Annotated in this window: 15 protein-coding genes; 12 read left to right on the forward strand and 3 right to left on the reverse strand. The window is 75.4% G+C overall.

Going from position 1 to position 13,509, the window contains the following annotated elements:
• Nucleotides 1-110: 110 nt before the first annotated feature.
• Nucleotides 111-1,058 carry a DUF389 domain-containing protein gene (locus ACFVYI_RS20870; protein WP_387887625.1) on the forward strand — a complete coding sequence of 316 codons (948 nt, stop codon included), beginning with the start codon at nt 111-113 and terminating at the stop codon, nt 1,056-1,058.
• Nucleotides 1,059-1,087: 29 nt separating this feature from the next.
• On the opposite strand, the gene ACFVYI_RS20875 is transcribed toward ACFVYI_RS20870, so the two are convergent.
• The 3 genes from ACFVYI_RS20875 to ACFVYI_RS20885 form a co-directional block, all read right to left on the reverse strand.
• The gene (locus tag ACFVYI_RS20875; RefSeq protein WP_387887685.1) at nt 1,088-2,299 is read right to left on the reverse strand and encodes an MBL fold metallo-hydrolase; all 1,212 of its coding nucleotides are present in this window, start codon (nt 2,297-2,299) and stop codon (nt 1,088-1,090) included.
• A gap of 316 nt (nt 2,300-2,615) precedes the next feature.
• On the reverse strand, nt 2,616-3,068 hold the full coding sequence (locus ACFVYI_RS20880; protein ID WP_387887627.1) for a MaoC family dehydratase: 453 nt from the start codon (nt 3,066-3,068) through the stop codon (nt 2,616-2,618).
• Nucleotides 3,069-3,162: 94 nt separating this feature from the next.
• Complete coding sequence (locus ACFVYI_RS20885) at nt 3,163-3,594, reverse strand: pyridoxamine 5'-phosphate oxidase family protein (RefSeq protein WP_387887629.1); 432 nt, start codon at nt 3,592-3,594, stop codon at nt 3,163-3,165.
• 280 nt (nt 3,595-3,874) lie between these two features.
• Here ACFVYI_RS20885 and ACFVYI_RS20890 point away from each other — a divergent pair, with 280 nt between their 5' ends.
• The 11 genes from ACFVYI_RS20890 to ACFVYI_RS20940 all read left to right on the forward strand — a co-directional run bounded on the left by ACFVYI_RS20890 (nt 3,875) and on the right by ACFVYI_RS20940 (nt 13,349).
• On the forward strand, nt 3,875-4,726 hold the full coding sequence (locus ACFVYI_RS20890; protein ID WP_387887630.1) for a hypothetical protein: 852 nt from the start codon (nt 3,875-3,877) through the stop codon (nt 4,724-4,726).
• 201 nt (nt 4,727-4,927) lie between these two features.
• Nucleotides 4,928-5,488, forward strand: coding sequence for a hypothetical protein (locus ACFVYI_RS20895; protein WP_387887633.1), 561 nt, complete (start codon nt 4,928-4,930; stop codon nt 5,486-5,488).
• A gap of 71 nt (nt 5,489-5,559) precedes the next feature.
• Nucleotides 5,560-6,423, forward strand: coding sequence for a hypothetical protein (locus tag ACFVYI_RS20900; RefSeq protein WP_387887635.1), 864 nt, complete (start codon nt 5,560-5,562; stop codon nt 6,421-6,423).
• 258 nt (nt 6,424-6,681) lie between these two features.
• Nucleotides 6,682-7,350, forward strand: a complete 669-nt coding sequence (locus tag ACFVYI_RS20905) for an SAF domain-containing protein (protein ID WP_387887637.1) — start codon at nt 6,682-6,684, stop codon at nt 7,348-7,350.
• A 1-nt stretch (nt 7,351) separates the two neighbouring features.
• Nucleotides 7,352-8,647 (forward strand): hypothetical protein, encoded by a 1,296-nt coding sequence (locus tag ACFVYI_RS20910; RefSeq protein ID WP_387887639.1) that lies wholly within the window; start codon nt 7,352-7,354, stop codon nt 8,645-8,647.
• Nucleotides 8,637-10,235 carry an ATPase, T2SS/T4P/T4SS family gene (locus ACFVYI_RS20915; RefSeq protein WP_387887642.1) on the forward strand — a complete coding sequence of 533 codons (1,599 nt, stop codon included), beginning with the start codon at nt 8,637-8,639 and terminating at the stop codon, nt 10,233-10,235. The genes ACFVYI_RS20910 and ACFVYI_RS20915 overlap by 11 nt, the downstream gene beginning before the upstream one ends.
• A complete protein-coding gene (locus tag ACFVYI_RS20920) occupies nt 10,232-11,230 on the forward strand; it encodes a type II secretion system F family protein (protein ID WP_387887643.1) in 999 nt (332 codons plus the stop codon). The genes ACFVYI_RS20915 and ACFVYI_RS20920 overlap by 4 nt, the downstream gene beginning before the upstream one ends.
• Nucleotides 11,227-12,105, forward strand: a complete 879-nt coding sequence (locus ACFVYI_RS20925) for a hypothetical protein (RefSeq protein WP_387887644.1) — start codon at nt 11,227-11,229, stop codon at nt 12,103-12,105. The genes ACFVYI_RS20920 and ACFVYI_RS20925 overlap by 4 nt, the downstream gene beginning before the upstream one ends.
• Before the next feature lie 58 nt (nt 12,106-12,163).
• Nucleotides 12,164-12,454 (forward strand): hypothetical protein, encoded by a 291-nt coding sequence (locus ACFVYI_RS20930; RefSeq protein ID WP_387887645.1) that lies wholly within the window; start codon nt 12,164-12,166, stop codon nt 12,452-12,454.
• Nucleotides 12,454-12,864: a TadE/TadG family type IV pilus assembly protein gene (locus ACFVYI_RS20935; protein ID WP_387887647.1), complete on the forward strand. Its 411-nt coding sequence runs from the start codon at nt 12,454-12,456 to the stop codon at nt 12,862-12,864. Before ACFVYI_RS20930 ends, ACFVYI_RS20935 begins: the two co-directional genes overlap by 1 nt.
• Nucleotides 12,865-12,950: 86 nt before the next feature.
• Nucleotides 12,951-13,349 (forward strand): TadE/TadG family type IV pilus assembly protein, encoded by a 399-nt coding sequence (locus ACFVYI_RS20940; RefSeq protein WP_387887649.1) that lies wholly within the window; start codon nt 12,951-12,953, stop codon nt 13,347-13,349.
• The last annotated feature ends 160 nt before the right edge of the window (nt 13,350-13,509 follow it).

Here is a 13,509-nt window from a genome sequence, read left to right on the forward strand (position 1 = left end):
GGGTCGGGACGGGCTGCGGCGCGGGGGTGGGCACGGGCCGGAGTGACCGGGGCGGCAGGGCCTAGGGTGAGCCCGTCCCCGTCGCCACCGAACCCCCGCCCGGAGCGCCCGTGCTGCATCTGCGCCTGATCGTCCCCACCGACCTGCGTGACGCCGTCCTCGGCGGCCTGGACGACTCCGTCGGCGTGACCCATGTGGTGGTGCTGCCGGATGCCGCCGTCCGGCCCGCCGGGGACGTGGTGCTCTGCGACGTGGCCCGGGAGTCGGCCGACGAGGTGCTGGCGACACTGCGGGCGACCGGGCTGTCCGAACGCGGGGCGATCAGCGCCGAGGAGGTCGCGCTGACCCTCTCGGCCGCCGCCGACGAGGCCGAGCGGCTCGCGCCGGGGGAGGGGGCCGACGCGCTGGTCTGGGAGGCGGTCTCCGAGATCACCCACGAGGAGTCCACCCTCACCGCCGTCTACCTCGCCTTCCTCACCGTCGCCACGATGCTGGCGGCCTGCGGCGCGGTGCTCGACAGCGCGGTGCTGGTGGTCGGCGCGATGGCCGTCGGGCCGGAGTTCGGGCCGCTGGCCGGACTCTGCGTCGCGCTGGTCCAGCGACGGGCCCGACCCGCGCTGCGGTCACTGACCGCCCTGGTGGCCGGATTCGCGGTCGCGATGGCGCTGACCGTCCTCTTCTCCCTGCTGATGGACGAGTTCGGGCTGTTCAGCCGGGTGAGGTTCGACGGTGTGCGGCCGAACACCTCGTTCATCTGGCAGCCGGACGCGACGTCCTTCGTGGTGGCGTTCCTCGCGGGTGTCGCCGGCCTGCTCTCGCTGACCTCGTCCAAGGCCGGGATGCTGGTCGGCGTGGCGATCTCGGTGACCACCGTGCCGGCGGCCGCCAACGCGGCGGTCGCGCTCGGCTACGGCGACCTGGACCAGTTCCGGGGTTCCAGCGTGCAGTTGCTGCTGAACCTGCTGGGGATCGTGCTGGCGGGGGTGCTGACGCTGCTGGTGCAGCAGGGCGCCTGGCGGATGATCCGCCGCCGGGCGAAGCAGGAGGCCGGGGGCTGACGCCGCCTCCTGCTTCGCCCGCCGCCCGCTCAGACGGTGACGCCGTCGTCCTCGGCGGCGTCCTTGGGCCGGACCGCGCCGTTCCCCGCCGGGGCCGGGCCGCCGGCCGCCGGGGCCAGGCCGTCCGGGACGAGCAGCTCCCGGCCGCCCTGGGGCAGCGCCGCGACGGCACGCCACCAGAGCCGCAGGGCGGGCGGCTCCACCGGCTCGAAGGGTTTGCCGGGGCGGGGCACCGCCAGCCGGGCGCCGAGCGCCTGGGCCGCGGCCACCACCCGCTCGGCGGGCTCCTCCCACGGGTGCGGCGCCAGGTTGAAGGTGCACCAGTGGATCGGCAGCAGGAGCTCGCCACCGAGGTCGAGATGGGCCCGGACGCCCTCCTCGGGCGTCATGTGCACCTCGGGCCAGAAGTCGCTGTACGCGCCGACCTGCATCATCGTCGCGTCGAAGGGGCCGAGCCGACGGCCGATCTCGGCGAACCCGGGGAAGTAGCCGGTGTCCCCGCTGTGGAAGAGCCGGTGTCCGCCGCCGGACACCACCCAGGACGCCCAGAGGAACAGCGAACTGGTGCGCGGACCGCGGCTGCAGTAGTGCCGGGCCGGGGTGGCGGTCAGGGTCAGGCCGGCGACCTCGGCCGACTCCCACCAGTCCAGCTCCACGATCCGGTCGGCGGGCACGCCCCAGTGCTCCAGGTGCGCGCCGACCCCGAGCGGGACGGCGAAGACCGCGCCGGTGGCGGTCAGCGCGCGGACCGCGGCCATCTCCAGGTGGTCGTAGTGGTCGTGCGAGACCACCACGACGTCCACCGGGCCGAGTTCGGCGAGCGGCAGCGGCACCGGGTGCAGCCGCTTGGGGCCGGTCCAGCCGAACGGTGAGCAGCGCTCGCCCCAGACCGGGTCGAAGAGCACCCGGCGGCCGCCGATCTCGGCCAGCACGGTGGCGTGGCCGAGCCAGGTCAGCCGCAGCCCGGAGGCGGCGGGCCGGGCCAGGTCGACCGGGAGCAGCCGGTGCAGCGGCACGGCGGCGGTGGGCGTCCGGCGGGTCTTGTCGGCGGCGAGCTGGGCGCGGGTGATCTCCAGCGGGGTGCGCTCGTAGACCAGCCGGCGGGTCGGCAGCGGGTTGCGGAAGGCGCCGTCGGCGAACTGCGGCGAGCGGTGGACCCGGGCCAGCCGCTCGCCCCGGGGGTCGGCGCCGAAGGCGTCCGTCCGGACCCGGTGCCAGGCCGCGCGGGGCAGTCCGGCCAGGCCCGGGGTCGTTCCGGTCGCGGGGGGAGTGGAGAACTGCGAGGCCAGACCGGCGATGCGGGAGAACCACGGGACGGGGCGGGGCACGGCACCTCCAAGGACGGCTACGGCTACCGGGCATGCCGGGGCGCGTACCCACGGCGGCGAGACCGAGGCGGTACGACAACCATCTCGTCGGAGGTTACTCGTAGTGGGCTGTCCGGACCCGGTGGACGGCCCCACGCGTGCCGTTCGGCGTACGTCGGGCCGACCGGGCCCGGTGAACGGCACGCGCGGCGCGCCCGGAGGCGGTCCGGGGTGCCGGGCCCCGCCGGGCTCAGGCGTAGAAGCGGGTGATCGTCTCCGCGACGCAGTGCGGCTTCTCGCCCGCCGCGCTGGTGATGGTGAACCGGACCACCGCCTGGACCCCGCCGGGCACCTCGGTCGCGGAGACCAGCTCGGCGGTGGCCCGCAGCGCCGTGCCGACCGGCACCGGGGCCGGGAAGCGCACCTTCTCCGAGCCGTAGTTCAGCGCCATCCGGACGCCCTCGACGCTGTAACACTCCTTGGCCAGCACCGGGATCATCGACAGCGTGAGGTAGCCGTGCGCGATGGTCGAGCCGAACCGGCTCTCCTTCGCCCGCTCCGGGTCCACATGGATCCACTGGTGGTCGCCGGTGGCCTCGGCGAACAGGTCGATCCGCTCCTGCTCGACGGTGTGCCACCGGCTGGTGCCCAGCTCGGTGCCGACGGCGGCGGTCAGGTCGGCGAGGGAGGCGAAGGTCGTCACGGTGCGCTCCTGGTGGCAGGCGGGGGTGGGAACTCGGGGAGAGTATGCCTACCGGCCGGTCACCTGCCAGGGGGTGGTCCGCCGCCCGCGGCGGTCAGGAGCGCTGCACGGCTCGGCCACCGGGCAGCAGCCGGCGGCCGCCGACCAGCTCGGGCACCAGCGCGACGAACATCGGGTCCGGATCGCCGACCCAGGGGCGCAGTCCGGTGCGCAGCGCCCGGCGGACCAGCTCGGGCTCGCGCACCACGTCCGCCCGGCCGTGCACCAGGACGCTCCAGCCGGTCCGGGTGACCGGGTCCAGCTGGTCGGCCTGGAAGGCGACGACGGTGCCGTCCAGCCCGCGCGCGGTGGTGCTGCTCCGGCGCACCGCCAGCAGCAGGCGCCCGTCCGCCGCGACGTCGAAGGAGACCGGCAGGACGGCGGGCAGTGCGTGCTCGGTGTACACCACGCGTCCGACGGGCACGGTGCTGAGCAGCCGCAGGCACTCGGCCTCGCACAGGGTCTCCACCCGTTCGTCACGCTCCATGGCTCCGATCGTCCCCCCGCCGGTGTGCGGCCGATAGGGCCCATGGTCCCGGAGCGGCCGGGCCGGGAGCCCCGTCGGCGGGGCCCGGGGCGGTAGCTTGTCGGGCGGCGCGGTGGAACGTGCCGCCGGCACGGGCGGCCCGCGCGGCCGGCTCCGGGACGGCCGGGGGGTGCCGGGCTGGTCACGGCAGGGCATGGCAGTGCATGGCAGGGCAGGGGCGCGGCGGTACGCAGGCGCGGCGGGCGGTTCCGGGGATGCCGGGGCCGGCGAGGAGGGGGCGGTGCGGGTGGTCAGTGGGGTCGACCTTGTGGTGATCGGGGCGGACGGCGGGCCGGACCGCGGCTTCGGCGGTTCGGCGCACGCGGCGGACGGCGCCCGGCTGCTCGCCGACGTGCTGCCCGGCATGTGCTTCGACGCCGGCGCGGGCGGCTGCCGGGTCGCCGTGGTGGAGCCGGGCGCGGACGCCAACACCATGCTCACGGCGGTGCGGGAGGCGGCCGGGCGGCCGGGCCGGTGGCTGCTGGTCTGCCTGGTCGGCCAGCTCGTGGCGGACCCGCGCGGCCGGCGGCTGGCCCTGGTCACCGGCGGCAGTACCGCCGACAACGCCTACCGGCGCGGGCTCGCCTGGGACTGGGTGGTCAGCGCGATGGTCCACGGTGACCAGGAGGAGGCGCTGCTGCTGGTCGACGCCGTGGTGGACCGCGACACCTGGGCGGCGCTCGAACGCGGTGGCGGCGAGGACGGCGCCGGCGAGCTGCTCAGCTACCCGCGCGTCCCGCTCTGGGGCCGGATCGGCCGCTACACCCCCGGCAGACGCGGGCGGGACGCCGTACTGCCGGGCGGCGAGGGGTCGTTCAGCCGGGCCCTGACCACCGTGCTCGGTCAGGGGCTGCCCGGGGCGCCGGCCGCCGTCGCCCCGCTCGACCTCCAGCCGGCCGTCGCCGGTCTGCTCGACGGCGGTGATCCGGCCGGTGCGCCGGGCGCGCGCCTGCTCGTACCGCCGCAGGGCGGGCGCCTGTTGATGCGCAATCGGGCCGCGGTTCGGGGCGCATTGGCCGGATTGTCGCTTTCCGAAGAACTGTTGGCCGTCCTGTGGCGCGAAAGTGCCCCGACGGATCCTCCTTCCGCGTAAGGTCAGGTGGCCCGGGGTGTTGCCGTGAAGGGGCGGGTTGGCGAAGAATCGATGCTCTCGCGGCAACACGGGCGGGGCAGCGGAATTCTTCTGGCGACCACAGACCACGGATGGGGTCGGTCGCGACGAGGTGGGGCGATGCGGCGGCGCGGAAATGTATTGCGCCCTGGGGCGGTTGGGGTCGCTGGGCTGGTTTTGGCGATGCTTCTGAGCGCTTGTGCGAGCGGTGGTGGCGCCGGTTCCGTCGATCATCTCGGGACGGATGCGCCCACTGTTGCGGGAGTGAACCCGGTAACTCCTTCGGGTGGTTCCGCAAACGTCGGGATCGCGCCGACCGACGGGCCCGAGGGCGCCGTCGGCCGCCTGGTGCTGAGCACCTATCAGGACTGGTGGCAGACCCAGGTGGCGGAGTTCGGCCGGACCGACTCGGACGGCTCCCCGTTCGAGACCTACTCCTCGGGGAAGGCGCTGGGCGACGCCCTCGTCAATCTCCGTCAGCTCCATGACGCCAAACTGGTGATGATCGGCAGCCCGCGGAATTCACCCGTGGTGAAGACCGTCGATCTGAAGGCGGACCCGCAGACCGCCGTCATCGAGGACTGCCTCGACGTCACCGACTGGCACCAGGCCGATGCCACCACCCGCGCCGTAAAGGATCCACCGCGGCGGTTCACCCGGTACATCGCGACCGTTTCCCTGCGACAGTTCCAAGCGCGTTGGCTGATCCACGAGTTCAAGCGGGAGGTGGACCGAACATGCTGAATCCGGTACGGCGATTCGCGATCCGCGTGCTGGTGGTCGCGGGATTGCTGTTATCCCCGGCCGCGCCTGCGATGGCGGACGAACCACCGATCGGCGGGGACGTCACCCACTGCCAGGTGAACGTCATCTGCGAGGAGCACACCACGCCCGGCGGCACGCCGTCCCCGGGCGGCGGCGGGACGGGCGGCGGAAGCTCCGGCGGTCCGCAGCTGTGCAGTTGGAACGGGCAGGAGTGGCCCTGCCACGACCCGGAGCTGGGCTGGTTCAGCAGCTCGACCGGCTGCTACTACCGCGAGCTGAGCCCGCAGCCCGAGGCGGGCTCCCCGGCCTGGGGCGGCCACCAGCCCTCGGAGGGCACGGTCTACAACGAGACCTGCCGCTTCACCGACGGCTCCATCGGCACGGCCGCGCCGAAGTTCTTCGCCCAGGCTCCCGCCGGGCCGCCGCCGCTCAACCCGGTGGCGGAGGCCCGCAAGATCATGGACAGCATCGTCCTGCCGTTCCCCGAGCCGGGTGTCGCGCCCAAGGGCACGGCCGTGGTCGGGGTGCCGGTCTGGCTCTGGCTGGAGAACGCCAAGGCGCCGGCGCCGAAGTCGGTGAGCGGCGGCGGCATCACGATCACCGTCACCCCGCACCTGCGGTCGGTGGTGTGGGACCTCGGGGACGGTCGGCCGGTGACCTGCGACAAGGAGGGTGCCGCGGCCGGCACGCCCTACGAGGCGAAGTACGGCGCCGCCAAGTCGCCCACCTGCGGCCACGAGTTCACGACCGGCTCGGCCGGCAAGCCCGACGGGACCTTCGTGGGGAGCGTCAAGGCCAACTGGGTGGGCGTGGTGACCGTCACCGGCAGCACCCAGAAGGTCGATCCGATCAAGGTCCCGCTCACCTTCGCTCCGCTGGAGCTCAAGGTGGGCGAGGTGCAGGTCCTCAACTGACGGGCGGGCGGCGGGAACACCCTCCCGCCGCGCACCCGTGAACGCGGCAACGCGAACGCAGTGACGTGAACGCAGAACGTGTCCGAACGACGTGGGAAAGGCCGGAACCCGGTGGAGAACCGTACATTTGCGACGCCTGGGTCCGGCACGGCCGGGGCCGCGGCGGTGTCCGTGGCGGTGCCGGAGCAGGGGCGCGGGGCGCCGCACGCCCCCGGGCGGAACCTGCGGGCACGACGCCGGCGGCCGGCCGTGTTGGCGATGGCGGTGGCCCTGATAGCCGCCGGCGGGCTGGGCGGCGCGGTGCTCTACAACAGCACCGGCCAGCGGGTCGCCGTGCTGGCGCTGGCCCGTGACGTGCCGTTCGGACAGGTGGTGACCGACGCCGACCTGGTGGTGGCCCGGATCGCCACCGACCCGGCGCTGAAGCCGCTGGCGGCCGGGGAGCGCAGGGACGCGGTCGGGAAGCGGGCCACCACCGACCTCAGGCGCGGCGCGCTGCTGCTGTCCGCGGACCTCGCCCTGAGCCTGGCCGTCCAGCCGGGTCAGCTGGTGGTGGGCGTGTCGGCCAAGCGCACCCAGCTTCCGGCGGCCCGGCTGCAGCCCGGCGTGTCGATCGTCGTGGTCTACACGCCCGACAACGGGCGGCCCGATTCGCTGTCCGCGGTCGTCGTCACGGTCGGCCGGGTGGACACCGACGGCAGCCAGGTGGTGGACGTGGCGGTGGCCGCGGCCGACGCCCCCCGGCTGGCCTCGTGGGTCGCGAGCGGGCGGATCCAGGTGGTGCTGGCGCCGCGCGCCGCGGCCGGCGGCGCACCCGCGCCGACCGGGACGGCCGCCCCGTCGGGGGCGCCCTCGGGCACCGCGGTGCCGACCGCCCCCGCCACGCCGACGGGCTCCGCCGCGCCGTCCGGGGCGGGTGGGGGCTGAGATGGCGGTGATCGCGGTGGTCGGCGGCCCCGGGGCGCCGGGCGCGACCACGACGGCCCTGGCGCTGCTGCTGGCCTGGCCGCTTCCGCCCGGGCGCCGGATCGTCCTGGTGGAGTGCGACCCGGACGGCGGCGCCGTCCTGGCCGGCGCCCTGGAGGGCCGGGTCGAAGCGGTCTACGGGCTGCGCAACCTGGCGGTCGCGGACCGGCGCGGGCTGCTCGCCCAGACGCTCTGGGAGCAGCTGATCGACCTCTCGCCCGAAGGGAACGCCGAGCGGCTGCTGCTGCCGGGCCTGACCGACCCGACCCAGGCGCCCGGGCTCGCCTACACCTGGGAGCCGCTGATGGAGGTGCTGCACGGGCTCGAACCGCAGGGCTACGACGTCATCCTGGACCTCGGGCGCTCCGGCGCCGGCGGGACCAGCGCCGTCCTGGCCCGCCGGGCGGACGTGGTGGCGATGACCGTGCGGACCACCCTGCGCGGGCTGAGCGCGGCCCGGCCGCGGCTGTCCGCGCTCGCCGAGGACCTCACCGCCGCCGGCACCGGGGCCGACGCGCTCGGGCTGCTGCTGGTCACCGAGGGCCCGTACTCGGGCGCGGAGGTCGCGCGCGAGTACGGGCTGCCGGTGCTCGGCCTGCTGCCGTACGCGGCCCGCACCGCGCGGGTGCTCTCGGACGGCGGCGACGTCACCGACCGGCGGTTCATCCGTTCGGAGTTGATGCGGACCGCCCGGTCGGCGGCGGACGAGGTGCAGGCGCTGGTGCGCCGCCGCCGGCAGCGGCTGGCGCCCTCGGCGGCGCCCGCCCAGGTCGGGCCGGGGCCCGCTCCGGAGGGGGAGGGGCAGGCACTCGGGTACGCGCCGGCGCCCCAGCCGTACGGGGCGGTGCCGCAGGCTCCGGTGATCACCACCGGTCCGGTGGCCCCGCTGGCGGGCCTGGCACCGCAGCCGGCCGCGCCCGCGCCGTTCCCGGCGCACGTCCAGCCGCAGCAGCAGGCGCCGTCGCCGCAGTCCGACGCATCGGCGCAGTACGGCGGGTCCGAGCAGTACGGGCAGGCGCAGTACGGGGCCTCGGAGCAGCAGTACGGCCAAGCGCCGTACGGGGCCTCGGAGCAGCCGTACGGCCAAGCGCCGTACGGCCAGGCGCAGTACGGCGATCCGGCGCGGTACGGCCAGGTCCAGCCGGGGCCGGCCGGGCCCTACGGACAGCCGCAGCCGCCCTACGCCCAGGGGCCGCAGCAGCCGCCCGCCGGTCAGGATTCCCACGTCGCCTACGGGGAGGTGCTCCGTGCGCGGTAGCCCCCTGCACCAGCATCCGGCGGCCGACCCGGCCGCACTGCCCTGGACGGCGCCGCAGCCGGCGTCCCACCAGGCGCCCCAGCCGGGGCCGGTGAGCCCCGTCGGGCCGGCCGCGCCGGGCGCGTACCAGGGTGGTGCCGCGACCCCCACCGCCGTCCCCTCCCAGCTGCCCGCGCTCGACCTGCGCGGCGCCGGCACCCGCCCGGCCGTCGACCCGCAGGTGGCGCGCGAGCTGAAGCGCCAGGTGGCGGCCGAACTGCACCAGCAGATCGCCCGGTTGACCGCGACCTCCGGCGTCGAGCCGGACCGCGCCACCCGCCGCCAGCGCGGGCGGGCCCTGATCGAGGAGGCGGTCGCCCGCTGGTCCGACGCGTACGCGCAGACCCACGGCATCCCGCCGACCCGCGAGCAGGACCGCGCGCTCGCCGAGGCCGTCTTCGACCTGCTCTTCCGGGCCGGGCGGCTCCAGCCCTACCTGGACGACCCCGACATCGAGAACATCCTGATCAACGGCTGCGACGACGTCTGGATCTCCCGGGTCCACCAACCCCTGCGCCAGGTCCCGCCGGTGGCCGACAGCGACGCCGAGCTGATCGAGCTGCTCCAGGACCTCGCCCGCCAGCACGGCGGCGGCGAGCGCAGCCTCTCCACCTCCAGCCCCACCCTCGCGCTCCGGCTGGAGGGCGGGATGCGCCTCCAGGCGCTCACCGAGGTGACCCCGCGCCCGTACGTGGCGATCCGCCGCCACCGGGTGGCCTCGGCGACGCTGCCCGAGATGGTCCAACTCGGCACCCTGGACACCACCCTGGCCGCCTTCCTGGCCGCGGCGATCCGGGCCCGGAAGAACGTGATGATCACCGGTACGCAGGGCGTCGGCAAGACCAGCCTGCTGCGCGCGATGGCCGCCGAGATCCCGCCGGACGAGCGGATCGGCACCCTGGAGTCGGAGTTCGAGCTCTGGCTGCACACCCTCGGCCACCTGCGCCAGGTCGTCCCGATGGAGGCCCGGGAGGGCAACGGCGAGCGCGTCGAGGGCCGGCCGGCGGGCGAGTTGAGCATCGGCGACCTCATCCCCGCCGCACTGCGGATGACGCTCTCCCGGATCATCGTCGGCGAGGTCCGCTCCGGCGAGGTCGTCCCGATGCTGCGCGTGATGACCAACGGCGAGGGCGGCTCGATGTGCACCCTGCACGCCCGCGGCCCGCACATGGTGGTCGACCGGATCGCCGAACTCTGCCTGGAGTACGGCTCGCACATGACCGACACGCTCGCCTACCGGCTCACCGCCAACGCCGTGGACCTCATCGTGCACGTCTCGATGGTCGACGAGACGGCCGTCGGCGGCCGGCGCCACCGCTTCGTCTCGCACGTCCTGGAGGTCGCCGGCCTCGGGGAGACCGGCCGGCCCGCGCTGAACACCGTGTTCGGTCCGCGCCCCGAGCTCGGCGAGCCGCGCGCCGTCCCGCACACCCCGCCGAACTGCCTGGACGACCTGCGCCGGGCCGGTTTCGACGCCGCGCTGCTCGGCTCGCGGTACGGGAGCTGGGGCCAGCCGCTGCAGCTGCGGATCGGCGGTGGGGCGCGATGACGCTGCTCTTCGTCCTCTGCGGCCTGCTGGTCACGGCCGGCCTGGTGACCTTGCTGGCCTGGGCCCGCGGCAGCGAGGAGACCGGCGACCCGGCGGAGGACGGCCGGTCCGGGCTCGGCCCGCTGGCCGCCCGCGGCCAGGAGTTCTGGTACGGCGCGCCCGGCGCCGCCTCCGCCCGGATGGTGCGGCTGCGCCGGATCCAGCTGCCGGTCGCGCTGATCGCCGCGCCGCTGGGCTGGCTGTTCACCGGCATCCCGCTCACCGCGCTGCTGGTCCCGCTGGCCGTCTTCGGACTGCCCTGGCTCTTCGACACCACCCGATCGGACACCCACCGGATCGAACGGCTGGAGGCGCTCTCCGAGTGGACCCAGCGCATCGCCGACGTGCTGCTGCTGGGCGTCGGCCTCAACCAGGCGATCGTCACCAGCCGCCGGACGGCGCCGGCCGCCCTGGAGGACGAGGTCGGCGAGCTGGCCGCCCGGCTGCAGGCCCGCTGGCGGCCGGAGGAGGCACTGCGCGCCTTCGCCGACAGCCTCGCCGACGCCACCGCCGACAAGGTGCTCGCCGCACTGCTGCTGCGCGCCGGGGACAGCGGTCCCGGCCTGGCCCGGGCGCTCGCGGACATGGCGGACTCGGTCCGCGAGGAGGTCCGCCAGCGCCGGACGATCGAGGCCGACCGGGCCAAGCACCGCACCACCATCCGCTGGCTGGTCGGCATCATCGTGCTGGTCGTCGTGATCGGCTCGTTCAACACCGACTACACCAGGCCCTACAGCACCGCGCTGGGCCAGATCGTGCTCGCCGTGGTCGCCGCGCTCTTCGTGGCGATCATCGCCTGGATGCGCGCGCTCGCCGCGCACCCGCCGGTGCCGCGCCTGCTGGTGGCCGACCGGCGCAGCCGCAGCGGCGGCCGCCGGGGCGGCACCGCCGGCCCGGCCGACGGCGAGCCGCAGGACACCGGTGACGAGCAGCGGCTCCCCGGGGAGGTCCGATGATCTCCCCCTGGTCCGTGCTGGCCGGCGCGGTCGCGGCCGGCGGCGTCGCCCTGCTGATCTCCGAACTCCGGCCCGCGCCGCCCGACCTGGGCCAGGCCCTGGACCGGCTGCACCGCACGCCCGCCGACCGGGCGCCCGACCCGGACGAGCGGCCGCGCTGGTACGACCGGATCGGCGAGAGCTCGATCGGGCTGCGCGGGGTGCGCATCCCGCAGCGCGAGCTGTCGCTGATCGGCCGGGCCCCGGCCCGGTTCATGGCGCACAAGCTGCTGTTCGCCGTGATCGGCCTGGTGCTGCCGGCCTATCTGGGGGCGATGGCGGTGCTGCTCGACATGGGCCTGCCGTTCGCGCTGCCGCTGGTGGTCGGGCCGCTGCTCGCAGGGCTGCTCTGGTTCGTCCCGGACGCCATCGTGCGCGGCGAGGCCAAGGAGGCGCGGACGGAGTACCTGCACGGCATCGCCGCCTACCTGGAGCTGGTCGCGCTGGAGCGGGCCGCCGACCTCGGGCCCGCCGAGGCGCTGCGCCGCGCCGCCTCGGTCGGCCGCGGCCCGGTCTTCCGCCGGATCCGGGACGCCCTGGACCGCGCCGCGACCGACCGGCTGCCGCCCTGGGCGGGGCTGGACGCGCTCGCCGCGGAGCTCGGCCTGACCCCGCTGCAGGACGTCGCCGACATCATGCGGCTCTCCGGCACCGACGGGGCCGCCGTCTACGACACCCTGCGCGCCCGTGCCAAGGGCCTGCGGGGCGAGCTGCTCGCCGAGGACCTCGCCCGGGCCAACGCCGACAGCGAGCGGATGGTCGCGCCCGGGGCCGCCCTGACCCTGCTGATGACCGCCCTGATCGTCTTCCCCGCGCTCCACCAGATGCTCGCCTGACACCGTCCCTCGTGCCGGTGAGCACCTGTCACCACACCCAACCCCCGGGAGTCCTCCGATGTCCGACCAGCTCAAATCCCTGGCAGGCCGGCTGATCCGGCCCACCCTGCTGCCCGTCCAGTTCGCCCTGCTGCTCTTCCAGTTCCGGGTCGGCCGGCTGAAGGCCGCCAGGGCGCGCGGCGACCGGGGCGCGATCAGCATCGAACTCGCCCTGGCCATCATCGCGCTGGTCTTCGTCGCCGGCGCCGTCGCGGTGGCGCTGTACGCGCTGAAGGACAAGGTCGTGAAGAAGGTCGAGCAGGACCCGAACCTGCCCGGCGGCGGGGCCGGCGGTGCGGCGACCCCGTGATGCGCCGACCCCGTCGCCGCCGCGACCGAGGAGCGATAAGCCTGAGCCTGGCCATCGTCTTCCCGGTCGTCCTGCTGCTCGTCCTGATCGTCGTCCAGGGCTCGATGTGGTGGTACAACCGCCAGCTCGCGCTCACCGCCGCCCGTGAGGGCGTGGACGCCGGTCGCGTGCAGGGGAACCAGAGCGACGAGGTGAAGGACGCCGCGGCCAAGCGGCAGGCCGAGGACTTCCTGCAACGCCAGGGCGGTCCCGGCTACCGGGTGCGGACGGACGGGAGTTCTCCGGTGCTGATCCGGGTCACGGTGGAGCTCACGCCGCCGGTCCTGATCCCCGGGGTCACCCCGCCGACCATCACGCAGCACGCCGAGGCGCCGCGCGAGCGCTTCGTCCCGCCCCGGGCGGCGCCGTGAGGCGGGCCGAACGTCCGGCCCGGCCCACCGGGTGGGGCGGCCGGTTGGCGCGTCGGCGGTCGGCACGCGGTCGGGACGCCGGCGGCGTGGCGATCGAGGCGGCGATCGTCGCCCCGGGCGTCGTCGCGCTGATCCTGGTCGCCGTCGCCGCCGGGCGGGTGCAGACCGCGGCCGGCACGGTGGAGGCGGCGGCCCGCTCGGCCGCCCGGACGGCCTCGCTGGCGCGCAGCGTGGACGGGATGGACGAGCTGGTCAAGAAGACCGCCGCCGAGACCCTGAAGCAGCAGGGCGTCACCTGCCGCGACAGCGACACCGCGGTGAAGCACGGCGAGCTGACCAGCCACGGGGCGACGCTGGCGACCGTCGAGGTGACGGTCTGGTGCGAGGTGGGTCTGAGCGACCTCCTGCCCGGACCGGGCATGCCCGGGACGAAGCGGCTCGAAGGCCGGTTCGTCTCGGTGGTCGACCGGTACCGGGCCGGGTGAGCCGGGAGATGCCGGTGAGGTGGACGACCGGTGCCGACGAGGGCTCCGGGCGGGGGTTGGGGACGGCCCGGGCGGGGGAGACGCAAGCGGAGAGCTCCCGGGGGACGGCAGGGCGAGGCGGAGCGGTCCCCGGTGGGGACGCCAGGGAGACGAAGGTGCG

It is taken from the genome of Kitasatospora sp. NPDC058218, assembly GCF_042882445.1.
GTDB lineage: Bacteria > Actinomycetota > Actinomycetes > Streptomycetales > Streptomycetaceae > Kitasatospora.

Coding starts and splice junctions, on each gene's coding strand:
- ACFVYI_RS20885 (WP_387887629.1), bottom strand. CDS start 3,594: ATGGAGCGTGACGAACGGGTGGAGACCCTGTGCGAGGCCGAGTGCCTG.
- ACFVYI_RS20925 (WP_387887644.1), top strand. CDS start 11,227: ATGATCTCCCCCTGGTCCGTGCTGGCCGGCGCGGTCGCGGCCGGCGGC.
- ACFVYI_RS20900 (WP_387887635.1), top strand. CDS start 5,560: ATGGCGGACGAACCACCGATCGGCGGGGACGTCACCCACTGCCAGGTG.
- ACFVYI_RS20930 (WP_387887645.1), top strand. CDS start 12,164: ATGTCCGACCAGCTCAAATCCCTGGCAGGCCGGCTGATCCGGCCCACC.
- ACFVYI_RS20935 (WP_387887647.1), top strand. CDS start 12,454: ATGCGCCGACCCCGTCGCCGCCGCGACCGAGGAGCGATAAGCCTGAGC.
- ACFVYI_RS20905 (WP_387887637.1), top strand. CDS start 6,682: ATGGCGGTGGCCCTGATAGCCGCCGGCGGGCTGGGCGGCGCGGTGCTC.
- ACFVYI_RS20895 (WP_387887633.1), top strand. CDS start 4,928: ATGCTTCTGAGCGCTTGTGCGAGCGGTGGTGGCGCCGGTTCCGTCGAT.
- ACFVYI_RS20920 (WP_387887643.1), top strand. CDS start 10,232: ATGACGCTGCTCTTCGTCCTCTGCGGCCTGCTGGTCACGGCCGGCCTG.
- ACFVYI_RS20910 (WP_387887639.1), top strand. CDS start 7,352: ATGGCGGTGATCGCGGTGGTCGGCGGCCCCGGGGCGCCGGGCGCGACC.